Source organism: Nocardia sp. NPDC003482 (assembly GCF_053588115.1).
In genome coordinates this window covers 36,613-49,488 of sequence record NZ_JBSFPI010000023.1, presented here as the reverse complement: position 1 = coordinate 49,488, position 12,876 = coordinate 36,613, and the positions used below count along the sequence as shown (strand labels likewise).

At 70.4% G+C, this 12,876-nt stretch carries 16 protein-coding genes; 9 read left to right on the top strand and 7 right to left on the bottom strand.

Features of this window, described 5'->3' with window-relative positions:
* Positions 1-82 precede the first annotated feature (82 nt).
* The 5 genes from ACWDSJ_RS30175 (at position 83) to ACWDSJ_RS30155 (ending at position 3,937) form a co-directional block, all read left to right on the top strand.
* Entirely contained in the window at positions 83-592 is a 510-nt protein-coding gene (locus ACWDSJ_RS30175) for a helix-turn-helix domain-containing protein (RefSeq protein ID WP_387359382.1), read from the top strand.
* A complete protein-coding gene (locus ACWDSJ_RS30170; protein WP_450035905.1) occupies positions 589-1,200 on the top strand; it encodes a heparin-binding hemagglutinin in 612 nt (203 codons plus the stop codon). The genes ACWDSJ_RS30175 and ACWDSJ_RS30170 overlap by 4 nt, the downstream gene beginning before the upstream one ends.
* A 66-nt stretch (positions 1,201-1,266) precedes the next feature.
* Positions 1,267-1,563, top strand: coding sequence for a DUF2516 family protein (locus ACWDSJ_RS30165; protein WP_387359386.1), 297 nt, complete (start codon positions 1,267-1,269; stop codon positions 1,561-1,563).
* A gap of 72 nt (positions 1,564-1,635) precedes the next feature.
* Positions 1,636-2,658, top strand: a complete 1,023-nt coding sequence (locus tag ACWDSJ_RS30160) for an alpha/beta fold hydrolase (RefSeq protein ID WP_450035903.1) — start codon at positions 1,636-1,638, stop codon at positions 2,656-2,658.
* 250 nt (positions 2,659-2,908) lie between these two features.
* Positions 2,909-3,937 carry an alpha/beta fold hydrolase gene (locus ACWDSJ_RS30155; protein ID WP_450035902.1) on the top strand — a complete coding sequence of 343 codons (1,029 nt, stop codon included), beginning with the start codon at positions 2,909-2,911 and terminating at the stop codon, positions 3,935-3,937.
* Between the two features lie 135 nt (positions 3,938-4,072).
* Here the strand turns inward: ACWDSJ_RS30155 and purU are convergent, their stop codons facing one another.
* Both purU and ACWDSJ_RS30145 read right to left on the bottom strand, forming a co-directional pair.
* Positions 4,073-4,963: a formyltetrahydrofolate deformylase gene (gene purU, locus ACWDSJ_RS30150; RefSeq protein WP_450035901.1), complete on the bottom strand. Its 891-nt coding sequence runs from the start codon at positions 4,961-4,963 to the stop codon at positions 4,073-4,075.
* A 47-nt stretch (positions 4,964-5,010) separates the two neighbouring features.
* Positions 5,011-5,523: a GNAT family N-acetyltransferase gene (locus ACWDSJ_RS30145; RefSeq protein WP_450035900.1), complete on the bottom strand. Its 513-nt coding sequence runs from the start codon at positions 5,521-5,523 to the stop codon at positions 5,011-5,013.
* A gap of 106 nt (positions 5,524-5,629) precedes the next feature.
* Here ACWDSJ_RS30145 and deoC point away from each other — a divergent pair, with 106 nt between their 5' ends.
* Complete coding sequence (gene deoC, locus ACWDSJ_RS30140; protein WP_450035899.1) at positions 5,630-6,316, top strand: deoxyribose-phosphate aldolase; 687 nt, start codon at positions 5,630-5,632, stop codon at positions 6,314-6,316.
* Here deoC and ACWDSJ_RS30135 read toward each other — a convergent pair whose 3' ends face one another.
* Positions 6,317-7,036 (bottom strand): LmeA family phospholipid-binding protein, encoded by a 720-nt coding sequence (locus ACWDSJ_RS30135; protein WP_450035898.1) that lies wholly within the window; start codon positions 7,034-7,036, stop codon positions 6,317-6,319. It lies immediately after the preceding gene.
* Between the two features lie 113 nt (positions 7,037-7,149).
* On the opposite strand from ACWDSJ_RS30135, the gene ACWDSJ_RS30130 reads away from it, so the two are divergent.
* Complete coding sequence (locus ACWDSJ_RS30130) at positions 7,150-7,758, top strand: type IV toxin-antitoxin system AbiEi family antitoxin domain-containing protein (protein WP_450035896.1); 609 nt, start codon at positions 7,150-7,152, stop codon at positions 7,756-7,758.
* Positions 7,759-7,761: 3 nt separating this feature from the next.
* Here the strand turns inward: ACWDSJ_RS30130 and ACWDSJ_RS30125 are convergent, their stop codons facing one another.
* The 3 genes from ACWDSJ_RS30125 to ACWDSJ_RS30115 all read right to left on the bottom strand — a co-directional run bounded on the left by ACWDSJ_RS30125 (position 7,762) and on the right by ACWDSJ_RS30115 (position 9,629).
* A complete protein-coding gene (locus tag ACWDSJ_RS30125; RefSeq protein ID WP_450035895.1) occupies positions 7,762-8,547 on the bottom strand; it encodes a class I SAM-dependent methyltransferase in 786 nt (261 codons plus the stop codon).
* Positions 8,548-8,560: 13 nt separating this feature from the next.
* Positions 8,561-9,076 (bottom strand): DUF2505 domain-containing protein, encoded by a 516-nt coding sequence (locus tag ACWDSJ_RS30120; protein ID WP_450035893.1) that lies wholly within the window; start codon positions 9,074-9,076, stop codon positions 8,561-8,563.
* A gap of 64 nt (positions 9,077-9,140) precedes the next feature.
* Entirely contained in the window at positions 9,141-9,629 is a 489-nt protein-coding gene (locus ACWDSJ_RS30115; RefSeq protein WP_450035891.1) for a DUF2505 domain-containing protein, read from the bottom strand.
* Positions 9,630-9,673: 44 nt separating this feature from the next.
* Between ACWDSJ_RS30115 and ACWDSJ_RS30110 the strand changes: the two genes are divergently transcribed.
* Positions 9,674-10,762, top strand: a complete 1,089-nt coding sequence (locus ACWDSJ_RS30110; protein WP_450035998.1) for a UDP-N-acetylmuramate dehydrogenase — start codon at positions 9,674-9,676, stop codon at positions 10,760-10,762.
* Positions 10,763-10,823: 61 nt separating this feature from the next.
* Complete coding sequence (locus tag ACWDSJ_RS30105; protein WP_387360165.1) at positions 10,824-12,029, top strand: L,D-transpeptidase; 1,206 nt, start codon at positions 10,824-10,826, stop codon at positions 12,027-12,029.
* Positions 12,030-12,124: 95 nt separating this feature from the next.
* On the opposite strand, the gene ACWDSJ_RS30100 is transcribed toward ACWDSJ_RS30105, so the two are convergent.
* A complete protein-coding gene (locus ACWDSJ_RS30100) occupies positions 12,125-12,859 on the bottom strand; it encodes an SDR family NAD(P)-dependent oxidoreductase (protein WP_450035889.1) in 735 nt (244 codons plus the stop codon).
* Between the last annotated feature and the right edge of the window lie 17 nt (positions 12,860-12,876).

Genomic DNA, 12,876 nt, shown 5'->3' with positions numbered 1-12,876 from the left:
ATCGAAATTAGTGCTAGCAGGGCGCTTGCAAGAGTTAGCACCACGCCCTAGACTCGACAGTACAACCGCCGGAAGGTGAGTGATGGCAGACGATGCCGAGGGTTCCGAGCCGAAGGTGGCCCGCGTAGCCAACGCGGCGCACGACATCGGAAGCTTCATCCGTGCGCAGCGGGAAGCCGCGCAGGTCTCGCTACGCCAGCTCGCTCAGCTGGCGGGGGTGAGCAATCCGTACCTCAGCCAGATCGAGCGCGGGTTGCGCAACCCGTCCGCCGAGGTGCTCGCGCAGATCGCCAAGGGTCTGCGGGTCTCCTCGGAGGTCTTGTACATGCGGGCGGGCTATCTCGAGCAGAGGCCGCACAGCCCGGTCCGGGACGCCCTGCTGGCCGAAACGGGAATCACCGAGCGGCAGAAGCAGGTCCTGCTGGACATCTACGAGTCGTTCCGTCGCGAGAACGCGGGGAACGGCCTCGGAGGGGACGCGCCGGAATCGGCGGGGGGCGTTCCCGGGGGAGACAGGGACAACGAGGTTCCGCAGCACGCCACCCATGGCACACCGACCGAAGTTCCACGCCAGGAGGACGGAACATCATGACCCAAGCCAACGCCACCGTCACCAAGCCGCTCTACGCCACCGTCGGCGCGGGCGACGCCCTGTTCAACGCCGTCACCGAGGCCGTCGACCGGCTCCGGGAGCGCGCGGCCACCGCCGACGTCTCCGGCCGGGTCGAGGAGGCCCGCGAGCGGCTCGCCAACCTGCCCGCCGACGCCCAGGAGCAGTTCGGGACGCTGCGTCAGCGCCTCGCCGCCCTGCCCGCCGAACTGCCCGACGACGTCGCCGAGCTGCGCGAGAAGCTGACCCCCGAGGAGCTGCGCCGGGTCGTCGACCAGTACTACCACCAGCTGCTGGACCTGTACCAGGATCTGGCCGGGCGCGGTGAGGTGCGGGTCGGCAAGCTGCGCGAGACCAACACCGCGTTCGACGAGCAGTTCGGCCGGGTCGAGGACATCCTGGGCAAGGTCACCGTCCAGGCCCGCGGCCTGCTGGGCCGGGCCGCCGAGGAGGCCGACGCGGCCGCCGACGCCGTCGAGGCCGAGGTCGTCTCGGTGACCGAGCAGACCGAGCCCGCCAAGAAGGCCGCCCCGAAGAAGGCGCCCGCCAAGAAGGCCCCCGCGGCCAAGAAGACCACCCCCGCCGAGTAACGGCGAACAAAGGGTGACCCCTACCGCCCCCGCGCGAGCACTCCGCGCGGGGGCGTTGCTTCTATCATGGGAAGTGTGTACCAGCTGACAAGTGCAATCATCTGGCTGCTGTGGCTGGCGGCTATGGGGGCGACCATCTTCGCGCTGGTCCACGCCATCCGGCAGCGTGCCGACGCCTTCACCGCCGTGGACAAGCTGACCAAGCCGATCTGGGTGACCATCCTCGCGGTGGCGCTGGGACTGTTGTTCCTCGCGCGCACCCCGGTGGGTCTGATCGGCATCGCCGCGGTCGTCGCCACCGGCGTCTACCTGGCCGACGTGCGGCCCAAGGTGGACGAGATCCAGCGCGGGCCGCGCTGGTGACTCCTGCTAGCACTAGCAAGCACTTCGGGCTTGAGTTACTGTGGCAGTGAGTAACACACAAAGGAGTGCCCGATGTCGGCAACGCCGCCCAACCCGTTCGCGGGTCTCGCGCGTCGGGTGCACGAGCGCATGCTCGTCCATCGCGGCCGCCTGCGCACTCGGGTCTACGCCACCGCCGCGCTGAACCCCCCGACCGCGCCCCGCGAGGTCGTGCCCGTGACCGCGGTCGACGGGGTACGGCTGCGGGTGCACGCCTACGGTCCCGCCGACGGCGACGTGATCGTCCTGGTCCACGGCTGGACCTGCTGCCTCGAGTACTGGAATCCCCAGATCAACGAGTTCGCCGGGCGCTACCGCGTGATCGCCTACGACCACCGCGGCCACGGCGAGAGCGAATTCGGCGACGGCCGGGTGGACACCGATCTGCTGGCCGACGATCTGTCCGCGGTCCTCGACGCGACGCTGCGGCCGGGCCAGCGGGCCGTGCTCGTCGGGCACAGCCTGGGCGGCATGACGATTCAGGCATGGGCGGGCCGCTACCCCGAACAGGTCACCCAGCGCGCGGCCGCCGTGGTGCTCACCAACACCGCCCCGCACGGCCTGATCGCCGAGACGACCGTGGTGCCGCTGTTCAACCGCGGCCTGGTCGCGCTGCCGGATCTGCTCGGTCGCCTCGGGCTCGGCGCGCCGCTGGCGTTCCCGCCGCTGCGCGCGGTGCGCTGGGTGTTCCGCCGCCAGATCATGAGCCTGGCCTCGACCGGGGACGTCGCCGACTTCGCCATGGCCATCGTGCGGTCCTGTCCCGCGCGGGTGCGCGCGAAGTTCGGCATCCTGCTCGCCGAACTCGACCTCGGCCGCGCGGCGGTGAATCTGACCGTGCCCACCACCGTCATCGCGGGTTCCGCCGACGATATGACCCCGGTCGTGCACTCCGAGCGCATCGTCGAGATGCTGCGGGAGTCGGGCGGATTCGTGAAGCTGGTGGTCCTGCCCACCGGACATCTGGGCAATGTCGAGCAGTACGAACGGTTCAACCAGGAGCTCGGCGAGGTGCTCGACGCGACCTTCGCGCCGGTGCGCGAGGCCACGGCCTAGCCACTCCAGCGGCCGCGATCGTTCGCGATTCGTTACCGGGGAGGCCCGTAGCGTCGCCCGGGTCCGCTCCGATATGTGTTCCAGATAACAAAACTTCTCCGTCCTTCCGGGGGATGCCGGCGAATTGCCTTGCGGTGATCGGGTATTCGGGGGAAGCGGGATGTGGGCGGCGAAACGATCTTTTTGTCGCTTGCACTAGCAAGCACTACGGCTAGCGCGGTAGTGTGCGCGAGGACACAAAGGAGTGCTCATGCTGGTGAAGCTGCCGGGGACCGGCATCCGCCGTGGGGTCGACGCCCTCAACGCCGCCTACAGCGCGCGGCTGCGGTCGCGCACCTACGCCACGGCCGCGCTGAACGTGGCGCCGTCGCCGGACGTCGTATCCGTCACCACCGCCGACGGGGCTCGCCTGCGGGTGCACGCCTACGGTCCCGCGGACGGCGATGTGATCGTGCTCATCCACGGCTGGTCGTGCTGCATCGAGTACTGGAACCCCCAGATCAACGAATTCTCCGCCGACTATCGCGTGGTCGCCTACGACCAGCGCGGGCACGGCGAATCCACCTCGGGCACCGAGCGTTTCGGCCCGGACCGGCTCGCCGAGGATCTGTCCGCCGTCCTGGACGCGGTGCTGCCGCCCGGGCGGCGCGCGGTACTGGTCGGCCACAGCATGGGCGGCATGACGATTCAGGCGTGGGCGCAACGGTTTCCGGAGCAGGTCGCCACGCGCGCCTCGGCGATCATGCTCGCCACCACCGCCGCGGGCCGAATCACCGGGCGCGCCAAGATCATTCCGCTGCTGAACGAGGTGGTGCCCGCGCCGGTGTGGCTGGCGCAGGCGCTGTTCGGCGCCCCGCTGCCGCTGCCCGGATCGGTCGCGGTGCGGGAACTGTTCAAGAACCGCATCATGGGCCCGACCGCCGAGGCGGAGGCGGCGGCGTTCGGGCTGTCGATCATCCGCTCCTGCAACCCGATGGTGCGCGGCGCGGTGGCGCGCGATCTGACCACCCTCGACCTCGCCGAGGCCGCCGCCCATATCACCGTGCCGACCAGTGTGATCGCCGGGGAGCACGACAAACTGCTGCCGCGCGTCCACTCCGAGGAGATCGCGGAGCTGCTGGCCGCCAACGGAGTCCTGGACCGCTTCACCGTCCTGCCGACCGGGCATCTGCCCAATATCGAGGCGCCCGACGCGTTCAACGCCGAGCTGCGCCGCCTGATCCGTGTCGCCCAGACGACCGTGCCGCGGATGCGTCCGGGCGGTGCCGCCGCATCGTAACGGGCGTACGGTGTCCGAGAAGCGGACACTGGAGGCAGCAGACTTCCCCGACGTCAGCCGGGGGACGGGGCGGCAGCACGGGCGACCGCGTTGCCAGCCAAGGCCGGTCAAGGGCGCCCGGTCTTGGCCTGCCGCTCAGCTGAACACCACCGTGCGGCGGCCGTGCACGAGCACCCGCCCCTCCAGATGCCAGCGCAGCCCGCGCGCGAGCACCACCCGCTCGATGTCGCGGCCCTGGCGGACCATGTCGCGCACGGTGTCGCCGTGGTCGATGCGGATGACGTCCTGTTCGATGATCGGCCCCGCGTCCAGTTCCGCCGTCACGTAATGGCAGGTCGCCCCGATGAGTTTCACCCCGCGCGCGAACGCCTGGTGATACGGCCGCGCCCCCACGAACGACGGCAGGAAGCTGTGGTGGATGTTGATCGCCCGTCCCGCCCAGTGCGCGCACAGCTCGGCCGGGAGGACCTGCATGAACCGGGCCAGCACCACCGCGTCCGGCTCGTGCGCGTCGACCAGTTCGCGGACCTGCGCGAAGGCCGGGCCGCGCTCGGCGGGATCCTTCGGGAACGGCACGTGATGGAACTTCACCCCGTGCGCCTCGGTCATCGCGGCCAGATCCGGATGATTGCCGATCACCGCCTCGATGGTCGCCGGAAGTTCGCCGCTGACCGCGCGGCCCAGCAGATCGTGCAGGCAGTGCCCGTCCCGGCTGACCAGCAGCACCGCCCGGCGGCGCACCGCCGAATCGAGCAGCTGCCACTCGGTCTGCGGCCCGAACTCCCGCGCGACGGCCGCGAACCGGGCGCGCAACTCGTCGAGCCCGAACGGGACCGTGGCGGCCGCCAGCGCCTGCCGGGTGAAGAACCAGCCCGATTCGGGATCGGAGTGGTACCCCGCCTCCACGATCGACCCCCCGAATTCGGCGATGAAGGACGTGATGCGCGCGATGATGCCCGGCCGGTCCGGGCAGCCCAGGGCGAGCGTGTAACGACGGTCGTCGGAGTCGGCGGGGAGGGCACTCATGGCCCCCATCCTCGCAGGTGGAACGGGCGCGACCGGGCGAGGCCGGGTCAGAGCGCGTAAAACGGCTCCGCGTAACGGAATTCGCCGACGATGCCGGTCTCGTAGGTGCTCAGCGCCCGGACCTGGAAATGGCTCGCCCAGCTCGGTTCGTCGGGGACGATGCCCAGCCGCGCGCCGGGCACGAATCCGAACCGCGGGTAGTAGTCGAGGCTGCCCAGCAGTCCGACCAGGGGTTCGTCCAGGGCGTCGGCCGCGCCGAGGGCCGCGTGCACGAGCGCCGATCCCACCCCCGCCCCCTGCCGATTGGGCAGCACCCCGATCGGCCCGAGCGCCAGCACCGGGAACGGCCCGACTCCGGCGCGGCTGAGGCACACATGTCCGACCACGGTCTCCCCGAGCTGCGCGACCATCGACAGCGTCGGCATCCAGGCCGGATCGCCGCGCAACCGGTGCACCAGCGCGACCTCGGCCGGTTCGGCCGGTCCGCCCGATGCGAAGGCGGCGCGATGGACCGCGTCGACAGCGGGGATGTCGCCGGTCCGTTCCCGACGAATCAGCACCGTGTCGTTCTCCTCCCCGATGATGGGCCCGCCCGGGGCCGTCTCTGCTTCGAGTGTGCGGGACGGCCGAGGCCGCTCGCAACGCATATGTGTCAGACTCTGCCCCATGGCGGAGACCTCCAGCGAATCCGGGAATCGCGCGCCGACCCGCGGGGAGGTGGCCGCGATCATCGACCACACCCTGCTCGCGCCCGAGGCCACCCGCGAACAGGTGGACGAGACGATCGCCGAGGCCCGTCGCCTGGGCGTGTACGCGATCTGCGTGTCGCCGTCGATGCTGCCGGTCCGCGCCCCGGGCCTGGTTGTCGCCACCGTCGCGGGTTTCCCGTCCGGCAAACATCATTCGCTGGTCAAGGGCACCGAGGCGCGGCTGGCGGTGGATCAGGGCGCGGCCGAGGTGGATATGGTCATCGACGTCGGGGCCGCGCTCGCCGGGGACTACAACGCCGTGCTGGCCGATATCGTCACCGTGCGCGAGGCGATCGGGGACCTGGCCCTGCTCAAGGTGATCATCGAGGCGGCCGCGCTGCCCGACGCGGCCGTCGTCGAGACCTGCCGCGCGGCCGAACGCGCCGGGGCCGATTTCGTCAAGACCTCCACCGGTTTCCACCCCGCGGGCGGCGCGAGCGTGCACGCCGTACGCCTGATGGCCGAGACCGTGGGCGGGCGGCTGGGCATCAAGGCCAGCGGCGGCATCCGCACCGCCGAGGCCGCCGCCGAACTGATCGCCGCGGGCGCCACCCGGCTCGGGCTGTCCCGCTCGGCCGCGGTGCTCGACGGCTTCCCGGCCTGATCAGCAGCGGCCGTCGCCGCCCTCCAGCTTGGTCGCGCCGCCGGTCAGCTTCACCTCGATGCCGGTGTCGGTGACCTTGACGTCGGTGGGCTTCAGATCGAGCGGATAGCTCTGGAGACTCTCGGTCATCGTCTGCACGATGCCGTCGACCAGATCGGTGGGCAGGCCCAGGCCCAACAGCTGCGCCGATTGGGTGGTCACCTGGATCTGGTCGCCGACGACGCGCGGCAGCAGCCGCAGATCGGCCAGCCCGCCCAGCACCTTCACATCCAGGGTGCCGGTGCTCGGATCGGACTGGACGCCGGAGACCAAGCCGCTCAACGTTTTCGCCATACCCTCGTTGCTCCAGGTCGCGTCGGCGCTGGAGTTGTCGACCGTGGCGCCGCCGCGGCCGTTGTCGATGAGGTTGATGTCGTTGAGCCGGGCGCGCACCCGCATGTCCTGGGCCGGGCCGAAACTGGCGTCGTCACTGGTCAATTCGACGTATTGGACCTGGTGGTCGACGGCGGTGAGCAGCAGTGGTTTCGGGCCGAAGTGGATGTCGACCTTGGAGCCCAGCTCCTTCTCCACCTGCGCGGAGATGCAATTCGAGCTCTGGCGGCGGAAGTAGGTCTCCGCGGCGGCGGCCGTGCCGACCAGCGCGAGCACGACGACTAGCCCGAGGATCAGCACGATCCGTCGCACGTTGCGCGGGCGTCCTTCAGGGGGAGTCGAACTCATGGCAGCGATTCTTCCCGAGCTTTCTGAGCCGGTTCTGTGGGGCTGGTGAAGGGATTCGACGAAGCCGGACGAATTGTGACATTCCGCACAACCCCGGGCGTAGCCTGGATCACATGTCCGGGGAAGCCGCCGCCAGCAGTATTCGTGATCCCGAACGGGGTTGGTCGATACTGCGGCGGCTCGCGGGACGGCACGCCGGATATTTCACCATCGGGCTCGTGCTGCGCACCGGCTGCGAGGAGCGCATCCGCTCGGCCCTCGAGGACGGTCGGGTGCTCCGGGCGGGCGTGGGCCTGCTGCGGATGGCCGACTGGCCCGAGGGCCCGCTCGACGAATTCGCCATGTGGTCGGCCTGGTTCGAGGGCAAGGCGGCCGTCTCCCACCACAGCGCCGCCGAACTGCACGGAATCGGCCGGTTGCGACCGCGATTCGTGCACCTGTCCGCGGCGGGCGGCCGCGTCCCCAGCGCCCCGAAGCTGGTCGTGCTGCGCCGGGTGCTGCGCGGCGACGAGGTCGAGTCCGCCGGAACGTTTCTGGTGACCACGCCGCTGCGAACCGTCCTCGATCTCGCCGAGACCGGTATCGGGCAGGCCGCGCTCGACGAGGTGGTGGCCGACGCGGTCGCCATCAACCGCTGCGCGGGCAACGAATTGCGTTCGGCCGCAATGACTCTGCCGCAACGGAGTGCCCTGCGCATCCGGCACGCGCTCGAACGGGTGTGAGTCTCATCCCGGCGCGACGGTCGCCCACGGCACCGACAGTACATTGTCGCGCAGGCGGCGGCGCGGGTCGTGCACCGGAAAACCCCGCTGCCGCAACAGTTCCGCCGCCGCGCGCCACCGTACCCGGGGGCCGTAGGGGGCCAGCGGCGCGGCGTGCGCCCAGGCCCGATCGGCCGCGGCGAGCAGCGCGTGCACGCGTTCACCCGGAATATTGCGGTGGATCAACACCTTCGGCAGCCGTTCGGCCAGATCGGACGGCCGCTCGACGGTGAAGGGATCCCAGGCCAGCGTCAGCGACAGCGGACCGGAGCGGTCGAGCAGCACCCAGGCGCAGCGGCGGCCCACCTCGTCACAGGTGCCGTCGAGCAGCAGGCCGCCGGGCGCCAGCCCCGCGAGCACGGTCGACCACGCCTCGGGCACGGCCGTTTCCGGATACTGCCGCAGAACGTTGAACGCCCGCACCAGAATCGGGCGCAGCCCCGCCAATTCGAAACCGCCCCGGGCGAATTCGACGCCGTCGCGGCCCGGCACCACCCGCGCCGGATCGATCTCGAGCCCCACCACCCGCACGTCCGGGCGCACCCGCCGCAGCCGGGCGGCCAGCTCCAGCGTGGTCACCGGACTCGCGCCGTAACCCAGATCCACCACCAGCGGATCGGTCGCGGCGTGCAGCCGGGCGGTCACGAGGTCGTGGTGTGTCAGCCATCTGTCGCTGCGGCGCAGGCGATTTCGCCCCGTGGTGCCGCGGGTGATCGCCCCGACGGGCCGGGTCTGTCCGTGATCGCGCATGCCACCGGACGGGTCAGGCCGTCGGATTCCGTTCGTCGAGCCAGCGCGTGGTGAACTCCGCCTCGGCGCGCAGCAGATCGACGAGATTGATCAACATCAGCTGCTCCAGTCTCGGGCCGAGCAGCGGGATGAACACCTTGGCGGTCGAGGAGGTGCGCAGCGTGCAGCCGGTGTCGGTGGGAAACAGGTGCATGGTGCCGCCCAGACTGCCCGGGCCCGCCGGAATCGCCGCGCTGTACTCGCCGGTGACCTCGGGCGCGAACGGCCCGTAGGTCTCCTTGCGGGTGATCACCATGTCCTTGCGCATCACCGCCCGCGCCGCGTCGGGCAGCATCTCGCGCGGCAGCACATGTCGCAGCACGACCTCGATGCCGCCGTCCCCGGCGTCCAGCGCGACGACGTCGTTGGGGGAGTACTTGCGCATCTCCTCCATGCGCGCGTCCCAGTAGGCGCGGTCGGCGAGAGCCGCGTACACCTCTTTGGTGGTGTGCAGCCGGTAGCGAGCGGAGTAGTCCAGTCGACGGGCCATGGGCGCTGAATGTACCGTGCCCGATCGGCACGATCCGGGCCGCCGCTCCGGTCATGCGCGATCGCTACCGATTCGCGGCGATCCAATTGCCGGTGAACTCCGCCTCCGAGGCCAGCAGTTCGGTGAGCTTCTCGGCCACCACGGCCTCGATCTTCTTGCCGAACAACGGCACCTTCACCTCGACCGAGCCGTCGACCACGATCGTCGCCGAGCTGTCGTCGCCGGTGAGTGTCACCGTGCCGCGCAGCTGGGCGGGCGCGCCCTCGACGTGGGCCTCGAAGACGCCCGAACTGCCCTCGTAGGTCTCGGTGCGGGGGATGATCAGATCCCCCGGGCGCACGGTGGTGAGGGCGTCGGGCAGTTCCGCGGCCGGGATGGACTGGACCATCTGCACCCGTAGCCGCTCGCCGTCGGACTCGAATCCGTCCAGGCGGGCCCCGGGGCCGCCGACCTCGGCGAGGCGGTCCTTCCAATACTGCTCGTCGGCGATCGCCGCACGCACGGCGGCGGCCGGATGCGAGTAGTGAGCGGTGTACGCCAGGGGTGTCGCCATGACCGAACACGGTACCGTCTGTGCTCGTGCGTACATCCCAGGTGGTGCCGTTCGAGGAAGTGAGCGCGCTGCTCACGGCAACCGGTGCGCGGGTGCGCAATTCGGTGCCGCTCGCGGACCTGACCACCCTGCGCGTCGGCGGCCCGGCGACCGTCGCCGACTGCGACTCGATCGACGCGCTCGTCGCCACCGTGCGCGCCCTGGACGCGGCGGGGATTCCGGTGCTGTTGCTGGCGGGCGGGTCGAATCTGCTCATCGGCGACGGCGGATTCGGCGGGGTCGTGGTGCGGATCACGGCCGGTGCGGTGGATATCGAGCCGGATCGGGTCGTGGCCGAGGCGGGCGCGAACTGGGACGCGGTGGTCGCCGCGACCGTCGAGGCCGGGTTCGGCGGGCTGGAGTGCCTGTCCGGGATTCCGGGGTCCGCGGGGGCGACGCCGGTGCAGAACGTCGGCGCCTACGGCGTCGAGGTCGCGCAGTTGCTGCTGCGGGTGCGGCTGCTGGACCGGGCGAGCGGCGAGGTCCGCTGGGTGACGCCCGACGAACTCGGATTCGGTTATCGCACTTCGGTTCTCAAGCACAGCGACCGCGCGGTGGTGCTCGGGGTCGAATTCGCCCTGCGCACCGACGGTTCCAGCGCGCCGCTGCGCTACCGCGAGCTGTACCAGGCGCTGGGCGCGGCCGAAGGCGACAGTCGTCCGGCGGCCGAGGCGCGCGCGGCGGTGCTGCGGCTGCGCGCGGGCAAGGGCATGGTGCTCGATCCGGACGATCACGACACCTGGAGCGCGGGTTCGTTCTTCACCAATCCCGTGGTGCCGTTCGAGCGCGAGGCGCAGGTGCGGGCGGCGATCGCGGCGCACGTGGGCGACGTCACCGTTCCCACCTATCCCGCGGCCGGGGGTGTGAAGTTCTCCGCGGGCTGGCTGATCGAGCGGGCCGGATTCGCCAAGGGTTTCCCCGGGCCGGACGCGCCCGCGCGACTGTCCACCAAACACACGTTGGCCCTGACCAACCGGGGTGCGGCCACGGCCGCCGACCTCGTGGAGCTGGCGCGCGCGGTGCGCGACGGGGTCGCCGAGAGGTTCGGCATCCGGCTCGAGCCCGAGCCCGTGACCGTCGGAGTCTCGCTCTGACGGTAAATTCGAGGAAGTGAGCATTCGAGAAGTCACCAGTCGACGTGCCCTGCTGGTCGGGATGGCCCAGCTGGCCACGGCCGCCCTGGTCGCCGGATGTTCGAGCGGCAACGGCGGGGGCGACAAGGCAGCGCCGAAGGACAAGGCGCCCGTGGCCAAGGTCACGTTCGATCCCGGCAACGGCGGCACGGACATCAATCCCACTGCGCCCGTGTCGGTTTCGGTCGCCAACGGCCGGATCGACCAGGTGGCGCTGAACAATCCGAACGGCAAACAGGTCAAGGGCGAACTCTCGCCCGACAAGACCGGCTTCAAGATCACCGAGCCGCTCGGCTACGGCGTGACCTACACCTGGTCGGGCACCGCGGTCGGCACCGACAACAAGTCCGTGCCGATCGAGGGCAAGTTCACCACGGTGTCGCCCAAGCAGACCGTGCCCGCGACCATCAATATCGGCGACGGTCAGGAGGTCGGCATCGCCGCGCCGATCATCCTGCAGTTCAAACAGCACGTCGCCGATAAGGCCGCGGCCGAACGCGCCCTCACGGTCACCACCACCCCGCCCACCGAGGGCGGCTGGGCCTGGCTGCCCGACGAGAACGGCGGCTCCCGCGCCCACTGGCGGCCCCGCAACTACTGGGCCCCCGGCACCGAGGTCAGCCTGTCCGCCAAGCTCTACGGCCTGCAACTGGCCGACGGCGTCTTCGGCGACTCCGACCTCACCTCGCAGTTCAAGATCGGCCGCGCCCAGATCGTGAAGGGCAACGCCCCCAGCCACCGCGTCCAGGTGGTCCGCGACGGCGACACGATCTTCGACTTCGCCTGCAGCTACGGCGAGGGCAACGAGGCCCGCAACGTCACCCGTTCCGGCATCCACGTCGTCACCGAGAAATACGAGGACTTCATGATGTCGAACCCGCCCTTCTACACCAACGTCCGCGAACGCTGGGCCGTCCGCATCTCCAACAACGGCGAATTCATCCACGCCAACCCCGAATCCGCCTCCGCCCAAGGCAATTCCAACGTCACCAACGGCTGCATCAACCTCAGCACCACCGACGCCCAGAAGTACTTCCCCACCGCCATGTACGGCGACCCGGTCGAAGTCACCGGCACCTCCATCGCCCTCTCCGCCGCGGACGGGGACATCTACGACTGGACGATCGACTGGGAAACCTGGCAGACGATGTCCGCCTTGCACGGGGAGCCGTCGTCGGTGGTCTCGGCGACGCCGGTGCCGCCGGGGCCGGTGCGCGGGGGGAACTGACCCGGCCGCTCGGACCGGCGCAACATCCCTTGTACAGGCGCGACACCCCTTGTACCGGCGCACCACCCCTTGTACCCGCGAGCGAAGCGAGCGGGTCAGCTGCGGCGGGCGAAGCGGCCCGCGTCGGCCTGGTCTCGGGGCTTGACGACGATGGTGTCGAGGTTGACGTGGGCGGGGCGGGTGGCGACGAAGCCGATGATCTCGGCGATGTCCTGGGCGACGAGCGGGTCGATGCCCTCGTAGACCTTGGCGGCGCGGTCGGCGTCGCCGCCGAAACGGACCAGGGAGAACTCGGTTTCGACTGCGCCCGGGGCGATTTCGGTGAGGCGGACCGGTTGGCCGAGGAGTTCGCCGCGCAGCGTGCGGTGCAGGACGGCCTGGGCGTGCTTGGCCGAGGTGTAGCCGGAACCGTTGTCGTAGGGCTGGAGGGCGGCCACCGAGGTGACCGTGACGATCAGGCCGTCGCCGGAGTCGATCAGCTTGGGCAGCAGCGCCTTGGTCATGCGCAGGGTGCCGAGCACATTCGTCTCCCACATCCAGCGCCAGTCGTCGAGATCGGCCTCGGCGACCGGCGCCAGGCCCTTCGCGCCCCCGGCATTGTTGACCAGCACATCGACCCGCTCGACCGCGTCGGCGAACGCCCGCACCGAATCCTCGTCGGTCACGTCCAGCGGCAGCGCGGTCCCGCCGATCTCGCGGGCCAACCGCTCCAGCCGGTCCACCCGCCGCGCGCCGACCACCACATGACAGCCCTGTTTCGCGAGCTCACGGGCGGTGGCCTCGCCGATCCCCGAACTGGCCCCGGTCACGACAGCGGTACGAGTGCTCATGCGCCCGAGCTTAAAGT